General features: G+C 38.0%; 20 protein-coding genes. 13 read left to right on the forward strand and 7 right to left on the reverse strand.

From position 1 onward, the window contains the following. Nucleotides 1-200: 200 nt before the first annotated feature. Nucleotides 201-620: a hypothetical protein gene (locus PALI_RS19810; RefSeq protein WP_193156726.1), complete on the reverse strand. Its 420-nt coding sequence runs from the start codon at nt 618-620 to the stop codon at nt 201-203. A 269-nt stretch (nt 621-889) separates the two neighbouring features. Between PALI_RS19810 and asd the strand changes: the two genes are divergently transcribed. Continuing rightward, complete coding sequence (gene asd, locus PALI_RS19815) at nt 890-2,023, forward strand: aspartate-semialdehyde dehydrogenase (protein WP_193156727.1); 1,134 nt, start codon at nt 890-892, stop codon at nt 2,021-2,023. 99 nt (nt 2,024-2,122) lie between these two features. On the opposite strand, the gene PALI_RS19820 is transcribed toward asd, so the two are convergent. Further along, on the reverse strand, nt 2,123-3,199 hold the full coding sequence (locus tag PALI_RS19820; protein WP_226894571.1) for a GGDEF domain-containing protein: 1,077 nt from the start codon (nt 3,197-3,199) through the stop codon (nt 2,123-2,125). Between the two features lie 348 nt (nt 3,200-3,547). On the opposite strand from PALI_RS19820, the gene PALI_RS19825 reads away from it, so the two are divergent. Next, a complete protein-coding gene (locus tag PALI_RS19825; RefSeq protein WP_193156729.1) occupies nt 3,548-4,666 on the forward strand; it encodes a DUF748 domain-containing protein in 1,119 nt (372 codons plus the stop codon). Nucleotides 4,667-4,736: 70 nt separating this feature from the next. On the opposite strand, the gene PALI_RS19830 is transcribed toward PALI_RS19825, so the two are convergent. Next, nucleotides 4,737-5,552 (reverse strand): ion transporter, encoded by an 816-nt coding sequence (locus PALI_RS19830; RefSeq protein ID WP_193156730.1) that lies wholly within the window; start codon nt 5,550-5,552, stop codon nt 4,737-4,739. A 100-nt stretch (nt 5,553-5,652) separates the two neighbouring features. Here PALI_RS19830 and PALI_RS19835 point away from each other — a divergent pair, with 100 nt between their 5' ends. The 5 genes from PALI_RS19835 (at nt 5,653) to PALI_RS19855 (ending at nt 7,612) form a co-directional block, all read left to right on the forward strand. Continuing rightward, a complete protein-coding gene (locus PALI_RS19835; RefSeq protein ID WP_077535320.1) occupies nt 5,653-5,865 on the forward strand; it encodes a hypothetical protein in 213 nt (70 codons plus the stop codon). Nucleotides 5,866-5,880: 15 nt separating this feature from the next. Beyond that, nucleotides 5,881-6,162: a hypothetical protein gene (locus PALI_RS19840; protein ID WP_193156731.1), complete on the forward strand. Its 282-nt coding sequence runs from the start codon at nt 5,881-5,883 to the stop codon at nt 6,160-6,162. Nucleotides 6,163-6,231: 69 nt separating this feature from the next. Further along, nucleotides 6,232-6,423, forward strand: coding sequence for a YwbE family protein (locus PALI_RS19845; protein WP_007377588.1), 192 nt, complete (start codon nt 6,232-6,234; stop codon nt 6,421-6,423). Continuing rightward, entirely contained in the window at nt 6,423-6,941 is a 519-nt protein-coding gene (locus PALI_RS19850) for a DUF4240 domain-containing protein (protein WP_182703163.1), read from the forward strand. The genes PALI_RS19845 and PALI_RS19850 overlap by 1 nt, the downstream gene beginning before the upstream one ends. A 209-nt stretch (nt 6,942-7,150) precedes the next feature. Further along, nucleotides 7,151-7,612 carry a hypothetical protein gene (locus PALI_RS19855; protein ID WP_193156732.1) on the forward strand — a complete coding sequence of 154 codons (462 nt, stop codon included), beginning with the start codon at nt 7,151-7,153 and terminating at the stop codon, nt 7,610-7,612. An 11-nt stretch (nt 7,613-7,623) separates the two neighbouring features. Here the strand turns inward: PALI_RS19855 and PALI_RS19860 are convergent, their stop codons facing one another. The 3 genes from PALI_RS19860 to PALI_RS19870 form a co-directional block, all read right to left on the reverse strand. Next, a complete protein-coding gene (locus PALI_RS19860) occupies nt 7,624-8,883 on the reverse strand; it encodes a Y-family DNA polymerase (protein ID WP_193156733.1) in 1,260 nt (419 codons plus the stop codon). Further along, entirely contained in the window at nt 8,871-9,284 is a 414-nt protein-coding gene (locus PALI_RS19865; RefSeq protein ID WP_138583991.1) for a S24 family peptidase, read from the reverse strand. The genes PALI_RS19860 and PALI_RS19865 overlap by 13 nt, the downstream gene beginning before the upstream one ends. A gap of 81 nt (nt 9,285-9,365) precedes the next feature. After that, nucleotides 9,366-9,785: a MarR family winged helix-turn-helix transcriptional regulator gene (locus PALI_RS19870; protein ID WP_193156734.1), complete on the reverse strand. Its 420-nt coding sequence runs from the start codon at nt 9,783-9,785 to the stop codon at nt 9,366-9,368. A gap of 122 nt (nt 9,786-9,907) precedes the next feature. Here PALI_RS19870 and PALI_RS19875 point away from each other — a divergent pair, with 122 nt between their 5' ends. The 3 genes from PALI_RS19875 to PALI_RS19885 all read left to right on the forward strand — a co-directional run bounded on the left by PALI_RS19875 (nt 9,908) and on the right by PALI_RS19885 (nt 13,078). Next, nucleotides 9,908-10,651 carry a siderophore-interacting protein gene (locus PALI_RS19875; protein ID WP_193156735.1) on the forward strand — a complete coding sequence of 248 codons (744 nt, stop codon included), beginning with the start codon at nt 9,908-9,910 and terminating at the stop codon, nt 10,649-10,651. Between the two features lie 141 nt (nt 10,652-10,792). After that, entirely contained in the window at nt 10,793-11,782 is a 990-nt protein-coding gene (locus tag PALI_RS19880) for an LLM class flavin-dependent oxidoreductase (protein ID WP_182703169.1), read from the forward strand. Between the two features lie 282 nt (nt 11,783-12,064). Then, nucleotides 12,065-13,078 carry a patatin-like phospholipase family protein gene (locus tag PALI_RS19885; protein ID WP_193156736.1) on the forward strand — a complete coding sequence of 338 codons (1,014 nt, stop codon included), beginning with the start codon at nt 12,065-12,067 and terminating at the stop codon, nt 13,076-13,078. 93 nt (nt 13,079-13,171) lie between these two features. On the opposite strand, the gene PALI_RS19890 is transcribed toward PALI_RS19885, so the two are convergent. Further along, on the reverse strand, nt 13,172-13,603 hold the full coding sequence (locus tag PALI_RS19890; protein ID WP_004334897.1) for an Lrp/AsnC family transcriptional regulator: 432 nt from the start codon (nt 13,601-13,603) through the stop codon (nt 13,172-13,174). 171 nt (nt 13,604-13,774) lie between these two features. On the opposite strand from PALI_RS19890, the gene PALI_RS19895 reads away from it, so the two are divergent. The 3 genes from PALI_RS19895 to PALI_RS19905 all read left to right on the forward strand — a co-directional run bounded on the left by PALI_RS19895 (nt 13,775) and on the right by PALI_RS19905 (nt 17,290). Then, complete coding sequence (locus PALI_RS19895; protein ID WP_193156737.1) at nt 13,775-14,848, forward strand: ornithine cyclodeaminase; 1,074 nt, start codon at nt 13,775-13,777, stop codon at nt 14,846-14,848. After that, the gene (ctlX, locus tag PALI_RS19900) at nt 14,845-15,756 is read left to right on the forward strand and encodes a citrulline utilization hydrolase CtlX (protein WP_193156738.1); all 912 of its coding nucleotides are present in this window, start codon (nt 14,845-14,847) and stop codon (nt 15,754-15,756) included. Before PALI_RS19895 ends, ctlX begins: the two co-directional genes overlap by 4 nt. Nucleotides 15,757-15,883: 127 nt before the next feature. Continuing rightward, nucleotides 15,884-17,290: an alanine/glycine:cation symporter family protein gene (locus PALI_RS19905; protein WP_076924661.1), complete on the forward strand. Its 1,407-nt coding sequence runs from the start codon at nt 15,884-15,886 to the stop codon at nt 17,288-17,290. The last annotated feature ends 28 nt before the right edge of the window (nt 17,291-17,318 follow it).

Consider the following 17,318-nt stretch of genomic DNA (forward strand, 5'->3'; position numbering starts at 1 on the left):
TCATTAAATTGGAATGGGTCGTTAGAATCAAATTTAGACTTTATACATCGCAATTATTGACTGGCTGTAATTCGCTCATAACTGTACGTTAGATTGAAACCTCACTTCTACACTGTCAAGATTGATGTGAGCCATTACAGCTAAAGTAGTCAATAGTTACGTGCCCTGCATTTAATACAGGGCTTTGTTAGTTTGATATTTTATTGGCACTTTATAGTTGCATAGAGCTGATAACATTGGTTTTTACTGCCCGTGCTTTTCATGCCCCATGATTGGTTATACCAATCGAAGTCTCCATAGGCGCTTTCATCCTCTCCGCAAGTAATTGTGCTTCCAGATATTTCTTGGTTGTGGCCGCGCTCTTCACAAAATTGATTCCCATTTGTAGAGCCCACAAAAAACTGCTCTAAGCGCCCATTTATCCATACCTTTGGGCTGTAATAGGTTGTTGCAGTATTGACTAGTACGCCTTGTTGCTCTTCCATATTTATTTCTGCGCGTTTAAAAGAGACTTTTTCATTTTCTTTTAATGTCATTGTGCTTGCTGAAAGCGTTGTATCTGCAAATACATTAAGTGATGCTGAACTTAAAGCGAGTAGAGCGAAAGTAAGTGTCTTCATTATCTTTTCCTTTAGTTGAATATAGAATTACACAAAACGTCTTTATTCAATGTGCCTACTAAGCTTGGTAAATACAGGTTTCAACAAAGTTAAGCTTTTATTAAAGTTTAAAATAATCGCTTTATATCATTGTATTTTTTCGCACCATGAAAAATATTTGAGTTACAGTTTATTCACTAGTTTTAGGCTGCTGGTGGTGTTATTTTGACGTTAATGAAAATTAAATCTCACGCAATGAATTTTAATTTTTAATGAATTAGGTAATTTTTATGACTCAAACTTTGGAACAAACAATGAAAAAAGTAGGCTTGGTTGGTTGGCGGGGCATGGTTGGCTCTGTTTTATTAGAGCGAATGCAACAAGAAAATGACTTTGCACTAATCGATACTACTTTTTTTACCACCTCACAAACCGGCCAATTAGGCCCCAATTTAGCGGGTGATGCAAAACCATTGCTTAATGCAAGCGATATTGGCGAGCTTGCTAAAATGGATATTATTATTACCTGCCAAGGTGGTGACTACACCAATGCGGTATACCCTGCACTTCGCGAGTCGGGTTGGGATGGTTACTGGATTGATGCCGCTTCTGCACTGCGTATGAGCGACGACAGTATTATTGTACTCGACCCTGTAAACAAAGATGTAATTAAACAAGGCTTAGATCAAGGTGTTAAAACGTTTGTTGGGGGCAACTGCACGGTATCACTTATGCTACTTGCTTTAGGCGGGTTATTTGAGCAAGACCTAATTGAATGGGTAAGCCCAATGACTTATCAAGCGGCCTCTGGCGCCGGTGCACGTAATATGAAAGAGCTTATTGCACAAATGGGCGCTATTTATGCAAGTGTTGCACAGCAGCTCGACAATCCAAGCTCCGCTATTTTAGAAATTGATAAAATAGTGAGTGAAAAAATGGCAGTAAACGATTTACCGCACGATCAGTTTGGTGTTCCTTTAGCTGGGAGCTTAATTCCTTGGATTGATGTGCCTATGCCAAGCGGCCAATCTAAAGAAGAATGGAAGGCGCAAGTTGAAGCAAATAAAATATTGGGCTCATCTAAACAGCCGGTGCCAATTGATGGCTTGTGTGTACGTATTGGTGCTATGCGTTGCCACAGTCAAGCGATGACCATTAAACTACGTGAAGACATTAGCGTTGAAAGAATTGAAGAAATATTAGCGTCTCATAATGAATGGGTAAAAGTTATCCCTAACGAACGTGAAATTAGCGCCACAGATTTAACCCCAGTGAAAGTAACAGGCACTTTGAACATTCCTGTTGGCCGTATTCGTAAATTAGCAATGGGAGCAAAATATATTAGCGCATTTACAGTCGGCGATCAGCTTTTATGGGGAGCAGCAGAGCCACTTCGTCGTATGCTGCGCATTATCGTTGGTTAGTCGTAATGTATTTTAATAATTAAGCATCATTAAAAAGGGTTGGCAAAACACTAACCCTTTTTAATATAAAGGTTAATAACTTACAGGCTTAATTTTACACTATGCATAAACGACGACATTTTTGCCTTTATGTTTAGCGTTATATAAGGCTTTATCGGCTTGATTTATTGCACTTTCAACAGTCATGTTGTGACATTGTATGTTGATTGCTCCAAAACTTGCTGTGACATTAATAGATTGCTCGTTAAGATCAAAAGGCTCATTTGCTAACGCAAGTCTTAGCTGTTCTGGTATTGCTTTAGCTTTTTCTTCACTGTTACTGGTTGCGAGTATAACAAATTCCTCACCACCAATTCGACCAAATAAGTCATTCGTATTTATATGACTAGTGACTCTTTTTACCGCTTCAATGAGCACTGAGTCGCCGTTAGCGTGGCCGTAATCATCATTTATCTTTTTAAAGTTATCTATGTCCCAATAAATTAAACTCATGTATTGCTCAGTGCACTTTTCAGCTAATTTGGCTTGGCTTTTTTGATAAAATCCTCGACGGTTTAAACAACCTGTTAGTACATCTGTCATTGCTAAATTTTCCATTTCATCGGCCAGATCAGAAGCCATAATAAATATGATAAATACAGCCATACCAACATTTGCTGTAGGGACGGTAAGAAAATTAATAAGGTTGTATAACTCAATGTATTCGCGATTAACTTGACTGCCTTGCATAAGCGCTACCGTGGCGGCAAAAAATAAAAATATTCCGCATAAAATATAAGTAATAGAGGCACCTATTTCTGCAGGGAGTGATTTTTGCTTATGCTTTAGAATGATCGCAGCGTTGAGCACCAATAAAATAACATCGTAATAAATATACAAGGACATAAACAGGCCCACATGTACATTTACAGCTTTAAAGTAATAAACGGCTGCAAGTGTGATTATGGCAAGAAAAATTAAATATCGGATACGTATGCTTGAATTTACTCTTATGCAATGTCCCCACGTGCCAAGTAGCACTGAGCCAACTGAAAAACTACTTGCCAGCATCCATACTGTTATATCTGAGGAGAACAGTGATCTGCCTAAAATAGTTGCCCATTGACATACTGATAGAGTAAAAGCACCAGTCCAAAGTAATGCATATTGCTTTTTACCTAAAGTGAACCAAGACATTAAAAAAATGATAGCCCAGATAATACTGGTCAAAAGAAGAGTAACTAATATGTAAGAAAGTGGGTTCATATATGCTCTATTTTAAGACGCGTTAGCTTAACTTTAGTTGAGTATATTTATTTATTCGAGTTACGTTCACGCAATTATTTCAGCTAAACATAGCTAACTGTCTAAAGCTATTTATAACACTGGTATAGCGCTTGCTATAAAATTTTAGTAAAGCCGTTATTGATAAGAAATAACTTTATTTTGGGGTATTTAAAGCGGTGTATACGTGGTGTTTTTACAATTGTATGTTGTTTTTACATATTTTAATTACTTACAGAGTTACATATAAAGGAAATTAAAATGAGTTTATCTTCTAAACTTTTATTCAGTAAATGGTTTAATGCTTTGGTTGTTGTTTTATTGGTGTCCCTTATTATCAGGATCGCTGCACCTCATGCGATTCAGTATTATGTAAATTATCAACTTAAACACACACAAGGTATTACTGGACATGTAGGCGATGTTGATTTGTTTTTATACAAAGGGGCCTATGCCATTGATGATATAGAAATTTATGCTGTCGATTCCGTTTCTGCCCCTAAACCATTACTTGGTGTAGAAACACTTAATTTTTCACTTGCATGGTCAGCACTTCTTAAAGGCAATGTAGTGACTAACATGGTGTTTACCCGCCCAGAAATTGTTATTTATGATAAAGATCCCAATACAGTAGAGCAAAATCAACAAGTAAAAGATGAAACAACATGGGTTGGACTTGCAAACAATTTAGTTTTGTTTTCTATTGATAGTTTGATGGTTAAACAAGGAAACGTAACGTTAGTTAATGTGACTAACAATACGGAGCAACCCACTTTTGTATCAAATATTAATGCTCGCATTAAAAATATCACAAATGCACAAAATTTAGAAAATCCTCTTGTAACATCGTTAAACATTGAAGGAAAACTAATGGGAGAGGCGATGTTAAAGCTCAGTGGCAAGCTTAATCCTTTTAGCAAACAGGCTAATTTTGATTTAAATGCTGAAGTGCAACGCTTTTCAGTTAAAAACCTCGACACTGTGTTTAAAGTATACACACCATTTGATATTGAAGCTGGTGGAATAGATGGCGCTATGGAACTTGTGGCTAAAGATAATAATTTAACGGGTTATGTAAAAGCAGGTGTTCAAAACTTACGAGTCTTCTCTTGGCGTGAAGATATTGAAAAAGATGATGATGAGATATTCACGGTCATATTTGAGGGAAGTGTTGATTTACTCAGCAGCATACTTGAAAACGATGAATCAAAGCTCGTTGCAGCACGTATTCCTATTGAAGGGCAATTAAATAATACTGATGTTTCGACTTTTCAAGCTGTTGTATCGGTTTTAAAAAATGCCTTTTTTGATGCATTTAATATGAAAATAGATGACGTTATATCATTTGAAAATACAAAAAAGCAGCAAGCTGAAAAATAGCAAATATGAATAGGGCGGTTTATTCTAATGGATCTTAAGTGGCACCAAACCTTATAGAGACAGGTGCCACTTATACAGATCTAGGCCTTTTCTCTAATAATACTTTTAACTCCGCAATTTGCGTTTTTAATTCGTTTACTTGCCCTTGTGTTGCGGGCAGCGAGTCATTATCAGCAAGTTCTTCTCGTGCATTACGATGCTCTTCACCCATAACTTCTAAAATGGCACCTACCATCATGTTTAAAAAGACAAAAGCGGTTAAAAATATAAACGTTAGGTAATAAACCCAACTTAGCTCGTATACCGCCATTGTTTCGTACATTATGTCGGTCCAGTCTTCAAATGTGGCGATTCTAAACAAAGTTAACATTGAAATGGATACGTCTTGCCAAAGGACAGGGTTAATATCAGCAAACATCATGCTGCCCATTGCGGCGTAAATATAAAAAATAACAAACATGAGCAGCGCTATATAGCCCATTTGTGGAATTGCTTTGAGTAGTGAGTTTACTAATAAGCGTAACTCTGGGATCATAGAGACTAACCGTAACACTCTAAATATTCGTAATAATCGCGCAATTAACATAGTAGAGCCTGCAGCAGGGTATAAACTGCCAAGTACTATAATGGTATCAAATATATTCCATCCTTTAGAAAAAAAGTTTTTTATACCTTTACTTGCAATAAAGCGAATTACTAACTCAATTAAAAAAAAGGCGGTAATGCCAATGTCCATCCAATATAAGGCAAGCTCTACGGTTGGATGGAGTGAATAAGTATGTGCACCTACAGTAAGGGCAGAAACAATAATGACAGCTATAACAAATGATTGAAATATCTTGCTTTTGTCTATACGCTGAAACGACGTTTGTAACTGCGACATCATAATAAGGGGTCCTGTGAAAAGTAAGGTTTTATCGCGCTAATATACAATAATATTGCCATAATTTAACGCTTTTTTGATATCGAAAGTGTAAGGAAATTTAATGTTTATCAATAAACTAAAAAATAGTGCATTACCGATTATTGGATTATGCCTGTTAGCTGGTTGCAGTTCAGACGCACGCTTTCATGAGGTTCAATCGGCGCGGCTTAATGAATGTAACTATAAAGCAGATAAAGAATATTATGAATGCTTAAATAAACAAGACTCTAATTACGAAGAGTTTAAAAAAAAGCAAAAAGCAGAGACGAAATAAGTTGCGTGATTATTTATGACTAAAACACAAAAGCAGCGAGAGAAACAAATTCGCTTAGCATTAACTGTTGCGTGTGAAGCAATAAAAGAAACAGTAGTTGGCTTTAATTATTTAACACACACAGTCGATTTAAGTAATGAGGAGAGCACGTTAAAGGTACAGTGCTATTTTAATGACGATATTGCGCTTGTCGCTGCTAAACCTCAGCTTGATGAATTAGCGGATATCATATTTACGCAGTTGGCGAGTATTAAACTGAATATTAAACCAGCACAGATTTTATTTTTTGCCAATTAATAGTGGTTTAGTTGGTTTGACAGCACAGTGATGTTTATAATTACATAAATTACTTTAAAGGTTTCAATTATGGCCGTTCCTACGCGTTCGCAAATTTCACCAGGCATAACAGTAAATATTGTATTAAAAGAAGATCAACGCAGCGGTACATTAACCGAAGGTGTTGTTGAGCGCCTTTTAACAAAATCACCAAATCACCCACACGGCATTAAAGTACGTTTAGAAGATGGTCAAGTTGGCCGAGTAAAAGAGATTTTATAATGGCAGCGTTAACAGAGCAGGCTTTTTGGGAATTAGTAACAACACCTGATTTAGGACTCGACCCACAAAGTGTGAGCGATAACCTAAAAACTAAACTTAATGATTTAAGCGATCAACACCTTATTGATTTTGATAAGCACTTTGGCATACATATGCGTAAATGTTTTACCTGGGATTTGTTTGGTGCCGCTTTTGTAATGGCTGGATGTAATGACGACTACGGTTTTAGTGAGTTTAGATGTTGGTTAATTTCTCGAGGTAAAACTGTTTTTGAAAATGCGCTAGTGGATCCCGACTCGATTGCACAGTGTACGCCTGTTTACTATTTAAACGAGCAACCTTATCCATACATCGATGAATATGACTTAATTGCTGGTTTATTATTTGAAGATCGCAATGAAGATGAATTACCGTTTATTCCATCAGGCAGCGATGAACCCAACGGTAAACGTTTTAAAGACAAACCTAAGTTTTTAAAGCAAAGCTACCCTTTATTATTTGCAAAGTACTGGCAGTAGCAATAGCACGTTAATCATTTTGTTGTTCGAGTCCGTATATAAACAGTACCAACAACAAAATGATTGTTAATGCAGTATCTACTTCCTGTAGTGCGACTTCTCTCCTTTTATAGTAAATCTCTGTTATAGTTGTTAAAAGTTATAAAAGCTAAGTGATTAGGCATTTTGCTATTATTTAACACGCTGACTCACGAGGATATATCTACAAAATGAAATACATAACACTCGCTTTATTAACAGTTGCTTTTACAAGCGCAAATGCTTTTTCTGAGCCAAGCAATAAAACCCGCTTTATACCACTTTTAAAATCAAAATTGGGTGCTTATGAGGTGCTATCAACTAACTCTGCATTGTGCGTTGATAGTGAGTTGAGTTTATTAGAGAAAAATAATCCAAGTGCAGGTTTTAAGCTTGGTGAACAAATTATATTTGGTTCGCTACACAATGGCACACAAACAGTTAAAAAGCCGAATTTTTGTTTTATCACTAGTTCGTTAAAGTACAAAAGTGACGGCCTAGATAACGGCTTAAGAATGAGCCGTTGTGAAGACACCGTAAATGAAAAAACAATCAGACAAAGCATTCAATTTTTAGCTAACAATACGCTTAAATATACGTTAAGTGAGCCAAGTGTTGAATGTACGTTTAAAAAGCAAAGTAATAGTAAATAAAGTAGCTTTAATTATTCACAATATATTTTGGGTATATCACGCCAGCGAGTGGTGTACTGAGGAGATAAAAAATCTCTGTTCATATGCCAGCGTTCATTTAGTTTACTACTAGCTAAACTAAGCATTCCTTTACCGTATCGTGTATTAATGGCATCTAGGCAGTTCATTAATTGTGGGTTGTCACTGCGTTGATCAAACAAATCACTTTGCTGAAATTGCTGTGAAGTTAGCTCTAAAGCGCCTACACCGCATTTATAAAACCGCACAGCGGGCCTGTATATTTGCTCAAACACTTCAGACAGTGCATTGGCCATAATGCACGTGTTGTTTGTGGGTGTAGTAAATTGATATACAAATGATTTTTTATAAAATATATCTTCATGGGATGAACTTGCCGCAAAAATATAAAGCTGCTTTGTTACTGACTTTTGCGCCCTTAATTTTCGTCCGACTATAGTTATGTGATTTATTAATGCAGTTTTAAGTGCGGTAGGCTCGCTTATACGCTCTCCAAAACTTCTCGTTGAATATATCTCACGCTTGTCTTGTCGTACATCATCCCAGTTTAAACAAGTTATCCCGTTAAGCTCATTTACTGTGCGTTCTACTACAACGCTAAAAGCACGGCGTATAGTCTTAGGGTTTTGTTGTGCTAGTTGCCATGCAGTATGTATGTTCATTATTTTTAGCTTTTTTACTAAGCGTTTACCTATCCCCCATACATCTTGGCAGCTCATTCTTTGCAAAATAGCTTGCCTACTTGCTTCGTTGTCTATAACAGCGACGCCATTAAAGCCACTGAGCTTTTTAGCGGCGTGGTTAGCGGCTTTTGCTAAAGTAGGGGTTGGGCCAAAACCTACACCTACAGGAAGCTTTGTTTCGCGCCACACAGTGCGTCTTATTGTATGGCCGTATTCATGCCAATCTTTAATTAACGATGTGTAGCCATTAAAGTTCAAAAACGATTCATCAATACTGTATATGTGTTGTGTATCGCAAAAGCGGCCAATAATATTCATCATCTTGTCGCTTAAATCAGCATAAAGCGCGTAATTGCTAGAGCGAATAACAACGTTGTTTTGCTCAAGTAAATGCTTAACTTTAAAGTACGGGCCAAATTTAGGAATATTTAAATGCCGTGCAATAGGGCACATTGCACACACGCAACCATCGTTATTAGTAAGCACAACCACTGGTTTTGAACGAATTGCAGGATCGAATACTTTTTCAGCACTGGCATAAAACGACACGGCATCAACTAAAGCATACATGACAGTAGTTCAGAGTTTTGGCGGTGCATTCTTATTGATAAACTAACCACTCCTTCTAATTGAAACTCGTCAGTGGGTGTTATTTGTACTGGTTGATACAAAGGTGATGCCGATAAAAGCCGTGCATTTGTCTTATCAAGCAGCTTACACACAAATAAACCGTTTAAATTAGCAACAATTACATCGCCATCTTTAGCTTGCTCTGCGCGGTCGACTACCAGTAAATCGCCTTCAAAAATACCCACTTCTTGCATAGAACATCCCGATGCTATACCTATAAAGGTTGCATCGGGATGTTTTATTAACAGTTGATCAAGCGATACACCATGCACAGAATACTGTGCAGCAGGGGATTCAAAACCGCACACGCCTGCTTCTATATAAATGGGAATGACAAACATAACTCAACCTAAAACGCATATACTGTATAAGTGTACAGTATATGCGTTTTGTGTAAGTTATGCCAAGAAATGTATGGCTGATCAATCCATATTTTTGATCATTTGTTGTGCGGTATCTAAAAAGTCTTTGATTTGTTGAGGATTTAAGTTTTTACACATTTGATTATTTATTTTTTGCTCTGAGGCTAATAACTTATCAAAAAGAACTTTACCTTGCTCTGTAAGCGACAAAATAAAACAGCGTTTATCGTGCTCGCTCGCCTGTTTATTAATTAAATTTAAGCCAGTAAGCTCTTTCACTAAACGTGCTATTTGCGCTTTATCGCGCTGCGTTTTAGTAACAATATCGTTAGCCGTACAGTTATTTACGTTTGCGATAATATGTATGCAGCGTACGTGCATAGCATTAATACCAAGTTCGCCTGCGTTAATTGCTTCGCGAATTGTTACACGGTAATTTTGCATTAATTCAAACAGCGTATTTGATAAAGGCGTATTCATAGAACTCTCAATATAGTTGACAAAGTCAATTAACTTGTTATAGTTGATTTTATCAACCAATGGGGCGTTGTGCAATGCCTGCTTCTATAGCAGCCAATTATTAATGTAAAACGAGGTAATACATGAGTAAACAGGTTCGTAAAGCCAACGTATTAAGTACAGAGCAAATTACACCTCACCTACAACGTATTGTAGTAGGCTCTGATGATTTTAAAGACTTAACCTCAGAGTATATTGGTAACTATGTAAAAGTACTGTTCCCAAAAAATGGTGAAGTGGATTTTAACTTAAAAACAGCCTGTGTACGGTCATATACAATAAGGCATGTAGATGCACAAACAGGTGCGCTAACACTTGATTTTGTTATAAATATGCACCAAGGCCCTGCAACTGACTGGGCTAAAATTGCAAAAGTAGGCGACGAGCTAGGTATTGCAGGGCCAGGCCCTAAAAAGCTAGATAATTATGATCATTCGCATTATGTATTACTAGGCGATTTAACATCGGTAAATGCAATAAAAGGGTATGTGCAGCAATTACCTTTAACTTCAAAAATTGATGCTTTTTTACATGCGCCTACTGAGCAAGATATTATTGATTTAGAAACAAATCGCGACATAAACTGGGTAATCACCGATAGTGCTGATACAGTAATGCTAAGCGCACTTAAAAGTTTGCACATTACAGTAGAGCCTCCCATTGTATTTATGGCATTAGAGGCTGGGCTTGTCCGCAAAACAAAAGCATTGTTAATAGAGCAATTTAATATACCGCGCGGTAATATTGTTTCCTCAGGATATTGGAAAAAAGGCGTGGATTCAGAAGGCTATAAAAAGCAGCGCCAACGTGATGCACAGCTTGCCTGAATACCTTAGAGCAAAATAACATATACCTATTTTGCTTTAATACCTCTGCGTAACTTGAATTGAGCTAATTGCAAACCCATTTAAGTGTTTTATGTTAATGATGTAATCCATTATTAGCATGCATTTTTAGGAGCTGCTATTTTGTTAAATTCCATTCCTTTTTCGTTATTAGAACTTGCCCCCATGATCAAAGGGGACAGCGTTACTAACACTCTTCATAAAAGTACTAAATACGCCCAACGTGCTGATGAGCTTGGCTTTAACCGTTTTTGGCTTGCTGAGCATCATAATATGCCAGGTATAATTTGTGCGGCCACTTCTATTTTGGTTGGTCACATAGCGGGTAATACCAAAAAGATACGCGTTGGATCAGGTGGTATAATGCTGCCAAACCACTCCCCATTAGTTGTTGCTGAACAATTTGGTACATTAGAGAGCTTATATCCTGGGCGAATAGATTTAGGACTAGGGCGAGCACCAGGCAGCGACCAAGTAACGAGTCGTGCGCTAAATAACGATATGAGCCGCGCAGAAAACTTCCCAGGTGAAGTAACTGAGCTGCAAACATTGTTAGGTCCTTACAACGGTACGCATCCTATACGTGCTATACCAGGTGAGAACACAAATGTTCCTATTTGGTTATTAGGCTCGAGTTTATTTAGCGCGGAGTTAGCGGCGCAAAAAGGATTACCGTATGTATTTGCTGGGCATTTTGCACCGCGCTTTGTGCACGATGCAATAGCGTTGTATAAGCGCGAATTTAAAGCATCAAGCGTACTTAATAAGCCATACGTCATGCTTGCACTGCCTTTAGTGGCAGCAGACACCGACGATGAAGCGCAATACTTGTCGACTACTTCTAAGCAACGTGTGCTCGAACTTATACGCGGTAACGAGCTGTGGCTAAAACCACCTGTTGAGAGTATGGACGGGTTGTGGAGCGAACAAGAACGCGCTCATGTAGAGAACTTTTTAAGTCTAAGCGTAGTAGGCGGACATGTAAGTATTAAACACAAGTTAGAGATGATAGCGAAACAGCTAGAAGTTGATGAGTTTATATTTACTAACGACGTATTTGATAGTGAAAAACGCCACCGTGCACTCGAAATTTTAATGGAAATAAAGCACTAAAATATAGTTAGTTAAGCAAGCGTAAACTCTGGGCTTGTTAACATACAGACATCATCAAAAGTTAAACTTTTTAACTCATTTTATTAACTTTAAGTGATGTCTGTATTTGTTATTTAAATATTCAAAGTAAATTTGATTGCTATTTTTAGTACATATTTTGCTTTATATACCGTTCTGTTTTTTCAATCGAACTGATTTAAACAATCAATTTTAAGATATCACTTTTGTTTTTTATAATGTAGCTATTAAACCAGACATCATAAAATTAAAGGCAGGTACACCGTGAACTCTCTAAACACCGCAACAGCTAATTCAGTTAACAAAACAGCGCAGCCAAAAGTTGCTCTGATTGCTGAAGGTGGCGGGCAGCGAGGGATCTTCACAGCTGGCGTACTTGATGCGTGGTTAGAGCAAGAGTACGACCCATTTGATTTATTTATTGGTACCTCAGCAGGCTCACAAAATTTAACCAGCTACTTAGCGCGTCAAAAAGGCTATGCTAAACGTTTAATTAGGGGACTATCTCGTAATAAACGCTTTTTCCAATTAGGCCGTGGCTTGGTTGGGAAACACATCGTCGATTTAGATTGGTACTTTGACAAAACCACCGAGGTAAACAGAGCCATAGATTTTAAAACGGCTAAAATCAGTTTAGGTGAGCGTGAACTACTTATAACAGCAACAAATGCACGAGACAGAAAAGCTTATTACTTATCGCCAACAGGTGAGAGTGGTCAATGGCGTGATTTGTTAAAGGCTTCTAGCGCACTGCCATTTTTATACAAACAAGGTGTAAAGTTAACACCTTGGTTAAATGCAAAAGCAGCGAACGAAACCCACTTAGTCGAAGAACAAACTCAAAGCGATTTCTATCTTGATGGTGGCTTAGCTGCGCCATTGCCAGTACGAGAAGCTTATAACAGAGGTGCTCGTAAGATTGTGGTAATAAGAACGGTTGATGCTAATTTTCAAGCGCAATCTGCGTGGGTTCAAAAACTAAGATTGCTTGCCTCTGCAGCAGGTTATTGTCCAAAAACATTAGACTACTTAATACAGCACGAACAAGCTTACTTAGATGAGCTTGAGTTTATTGCAAGTCCACCGGATGATGTAGAAATAATACAAATTTTTGCAAATGAAAAACTACACAGCAAATTATTAGGCAGCTCGAATAACGATTTACGTTTTGATCATAAATTAGGCCTTGAAGCGGGCAGAAGCTATTTAGTACAACAAAGCCTAAATGCGAGTACTAGCACACACGACTATGCGGTAAGCGAATATTGTTATAATTAAGCAAATCGGATACCTAGATCATGAATAATACTGGAACTTGAAGTTGCAGTATTATTAATTCAAAAGTTTTTAAATTGAAATATTAAAAATAACTTAAGTTGATGAAAGCAATATGCTTGTTTCACTATTTAAAATACCGTCTATTTCACGTACTTGCCTAAGCACTCCATCAAACTCACTTAAATTCGCGGCCTGTATCTCTGCTACCAAATCCCAAGCACCATTGGTAGTGTGCAATTTTGTAAGTTCGGGTATACCACGCATAGTTTTAATAACTTGAGAAGTTGATTTACCAATCACTTCCACCATCATAATTGCACGAACGGCTTCGGTTTCTATGTGTTCATGCACTCTTATGGTAAACCCTAAAATAGCGCCTGAGCTCACTAATCGATCTAATCTATTTTGCACTGTCCCGCGTGACACATTTAAAGAACTTGCTAAAGCAGAGATAGAGGCGCGACCGTCTTTTCGTAATTCAGCAATTAAAGCGTTATCAAGGGAATCGTAAATATAAGGAGTCATAAATCAAACCTTTTAGAGCATGGCCTACTAAAATACACAATTTGTATATACCTGCATAGCAAAGTGATAAAAATTAATAAAATTTGTATAACTAATTGCCATATTAAATAGCATGCGGCCTCGCTAAACTTGTTTTAAATTAACTAATACATTTATTTAAGAGGTTTCAACATGAGTCATTTTATAGCACAGCCAAAACAAGGCGTTCCGTTTGTTAGCGTTCAGGCAATGGCTAAGCTTATAAATAGCTTAGGTATCGAAAACGTTTTGTTAGAGCTAACACATAAATTAGAAACCGACTTTGCCCGTTGGACTGAGTTTGATAAGTCACCTCGCTATGCAGCACACTCACCAGAGGGTGTAATAGAGCTAATGCCAGTGAGTGATGGCCAAATGTTCAGCTGTAAATATGTAAATGGTCACCCAAAAAACACCTTTCGAGAACTTCAAACAGTCGCTGCATTTGGTATTTTAGCCGATGTAGATAGTGGTTATCCGGTAATGATCAGCGAAATGTGCCTACTAACAGCGCTACGTACAGCGGCTACATCGGCGCTGGTGGCTAAGTATTTAGCACCAAAAAACTCAACAACACTTACATTAATTGGTAATGGGGCACAGTCTGAGTTTCAGGCACTGGCATTTAAAGCTGTATTGGGCATAACACATATTCGTTTATACGATATAGATGCAAACGCGTCTAAAAAAGCATTTACTAATTTAAGTGCTTACGGGTTAAACGTAACTATTTGTAATAGCGTACAGGAAGCTGTGCAAGGTGCGCACGTTATTACAACCTGCACCGCCGATAAAACCAATGCTACAATTTTAACAAACGAGATGATCCCACAAGGTGTGCACATTAATGCCATAGGCGGCGATTGCCCAGGTAAAACAGAGTTAGATACTAAATTACTCGAGCGCGCTAATGTATTTGTAGAGTACGAGCCACAAACTCGAATTGAGGGCGAAATACAGCAAATGAGTGAAAGCTTTGTTGTAACTGAGTTTCATAAAGTCGTTAATAAGCAATCGCTTGGCCGTACTAGCCAAGACGAATTAACTATTTTTGATGGTGTAGGCTTTGCGAGCGAAGATTTTACAGCGCTTGTATTTATACGCGATCAACTTATTAAAAGCGGTGAATTTACATTGCTCGATTTAATTACACAGCAAGCCGATCCGCGCAACTTGTTTTCGGTACTTAATACAGAGCAAACATCAGCACAAGAGCACGTAGCATGAGCCACGTAAATCAAGCACCGAGTGCGGTTGTTATGGTACGTCCGCATCACTTTACGTCTAACCCACAAACAATGCTCGACAATGCATTTCAAAGTGAATGCTTAGCACCAAATCAAAGTGAACAAGCATATAGCGAAGTCACAAATGCAGTAAAATTATTAAAAAATGAAGGGGTAAAAGTTCACCTTTTTGAAGATGAGCAAACACAGACTCCCGACTCTGTGTTTCCAAATAACTGGTTTTCTACTCATCAAAGTGGGGAATTAATAATCTACCCAATGTTTGTAGAAAACAGAAGGTTAGAATATCGAAAAGATATTATTGATTTTTTAACGGATCACTATAAAGTGACGGTTGTGACTGATTATGCGCATTTGGTGAAAGAAAATTCATTCCTAGAAGGCACGGGCTCACTGGTTCTCGATCATCAACATAAACTGGCTTATGCAGCAAAATCTAAAAGAACAACTCAATCGGTTGTTAATACAGTTTGTAATTTTCTCGCATTAAAACCCGTTATATTTAATGCATATGATGAACAAGGCACTGCGGTTTATCACACTAATGTATTAATGTGCGTTGCAACTGAGTTTGTAATGGTTGGCTTAAACATGGTGCCAAGTGAGGAGCGTAAAGCGCTAGTTACTCATTTTTTACAAAGCCATCACGAAGTAATTGATTTATCACTCGATCAAATTAATCAATTTTGTGGTAACGCCATAGAGTTACAAGGTAACAATGGCCGTATTTTAGCGTTATCGCAAACAGCATTTAATGCGCTCACAACAGCACAAATAGCAGCCATACAAAAAACGGCTAAGCTTGTACCGTTACCGATTCCTACCATTGAGTCGGCTGGTGGATCAGTTAGATGCATGATTGCAGGAGTTCATTTGCAAAACAAATAATGTATAGTTTTAAGGCAGCAAAAAGTATGGCTGCCTTATTAGTATAAAATTTAAGTCGATGTCGTAAGCAAAAGCCGTTATATCCGCAACCGGATACTAATATAAAAAATATAAGAAGGAATTAGCAATGTTCGATACCGTCGTCAAAAGCGTAAACAACCTTTTGTGGGGAGAAGGTCAGGTACTTATTTATATACTCTTGTTTACAGGAATATGGTTTTCAGTACGACTAAAAGCAATTCAAATACTTAAATTTAAACATATGTTTAGCCTTTTAAAAGGCAGTAGCAAATGTAAAAAAGACGACATTTCATCATTTCAAGCATTGTGTACAGGGCTTTGCGCACGTGTAGGCACAGGTAATTTAGCCGGTGTGGCAGTGGCAATTTCACTTGGTGGCAGCGGAGCTATATTTTGGATGTGGGTAATAGCCATATTGGGTATGGCTACAGGCTTTGCTGAAAGCGTACTTGGTCAAGTATATAAAGTGCGCGATAGTGGCGGCGAGTTTAGAGGCGGCCCTGCATATTATATTCAACAAGGTTTGGGTAGCCGAGCATTCGCAATTGTGTTTGCCGCGTGTTTGTTTTTAGGTTACGGCTTTACGTTTAGCGCAATGCAAACTAACACAATTACCGACGCACTTAATTACGCGTTTGAAGTTCCTACATTTTATTCAGGCCTAGTTATTACCGTACTAGCAGGCTCAATTATACTCGGTGGCTTTAAAGCAATTGCCCGATTTGCAGAGCGTGTTGTGCCAATAATGGGCATTGTGTTTGTACTTGCTGCCGTAATTATTACTATTATAAATTTCACGCAAGTACCCGCGATGCTTAAAGATATATTTTTATCGGCGTTTGGTTTACAAGAAGCAGGCGCCGGTGCAATGGGCGCAGCCATTAAAAACGGTATTCAACGTGGTTTATATTCTAATGAGGCCGGTGCAGGCAGTGTTCCGCATGCTTCAGCAAGTGCCAGCCCAATTCCTAATCACCCTGTTACGCAAGGTTACATACAAATGCTAGGCGTATTTTTCGATACAATCGTACTGTGTAGCTGTACCGCTGTGATCATTCTATTGGCCGATATAGACATTAGCGGTGAAATGGAAGGCATTCGTTTAACACAAAGCGCGATGACCGCTCATTTAGCACAAGGTGGTGTTTATTTTGTCGCAGCCGCTATTACCTTGTTTGCTTTTACATCGGTGGTGGCAAACTACGCTTATGCAGAGAGCAACTTGCACTTATTTAAGCTCGACAACAAAGTAGGGCGCGGCATTTACACTTTGCTTTATTTATCAATGATGTTGTGGGGCGCATCGGCCACTTTAAAAGAAGTCTGGGATTTAGCCGATATTGCCTTAGGGTTAATGACAGTGGTTAACGTTATCGCTATTATACTGTTAACGCCGACTATTTTGTCTGTCACGAGCGATTACCACGCACAAAGAGACAAAGGTTTAGAGCCCGAATTTAAAGTAAAAGATGTAAAAGTACAGGGCAAATGCGAAGACGGCATTTGGGACTAACTCAAGCACACTTAACTATAAAAAGCGG

The sequence above is a fragment of the Pseudoalteromonas aliena SW19 genome (assembly GCF_014905615.1).
Taxonomy (GTDB): domain Bacteria; phylum Pseudomonadota; class Gammaproteobacteria; order Enterobacterales; family Alteromonadaceae; genus Pseudoalteromonas; species Pseudoalteromonas aliena.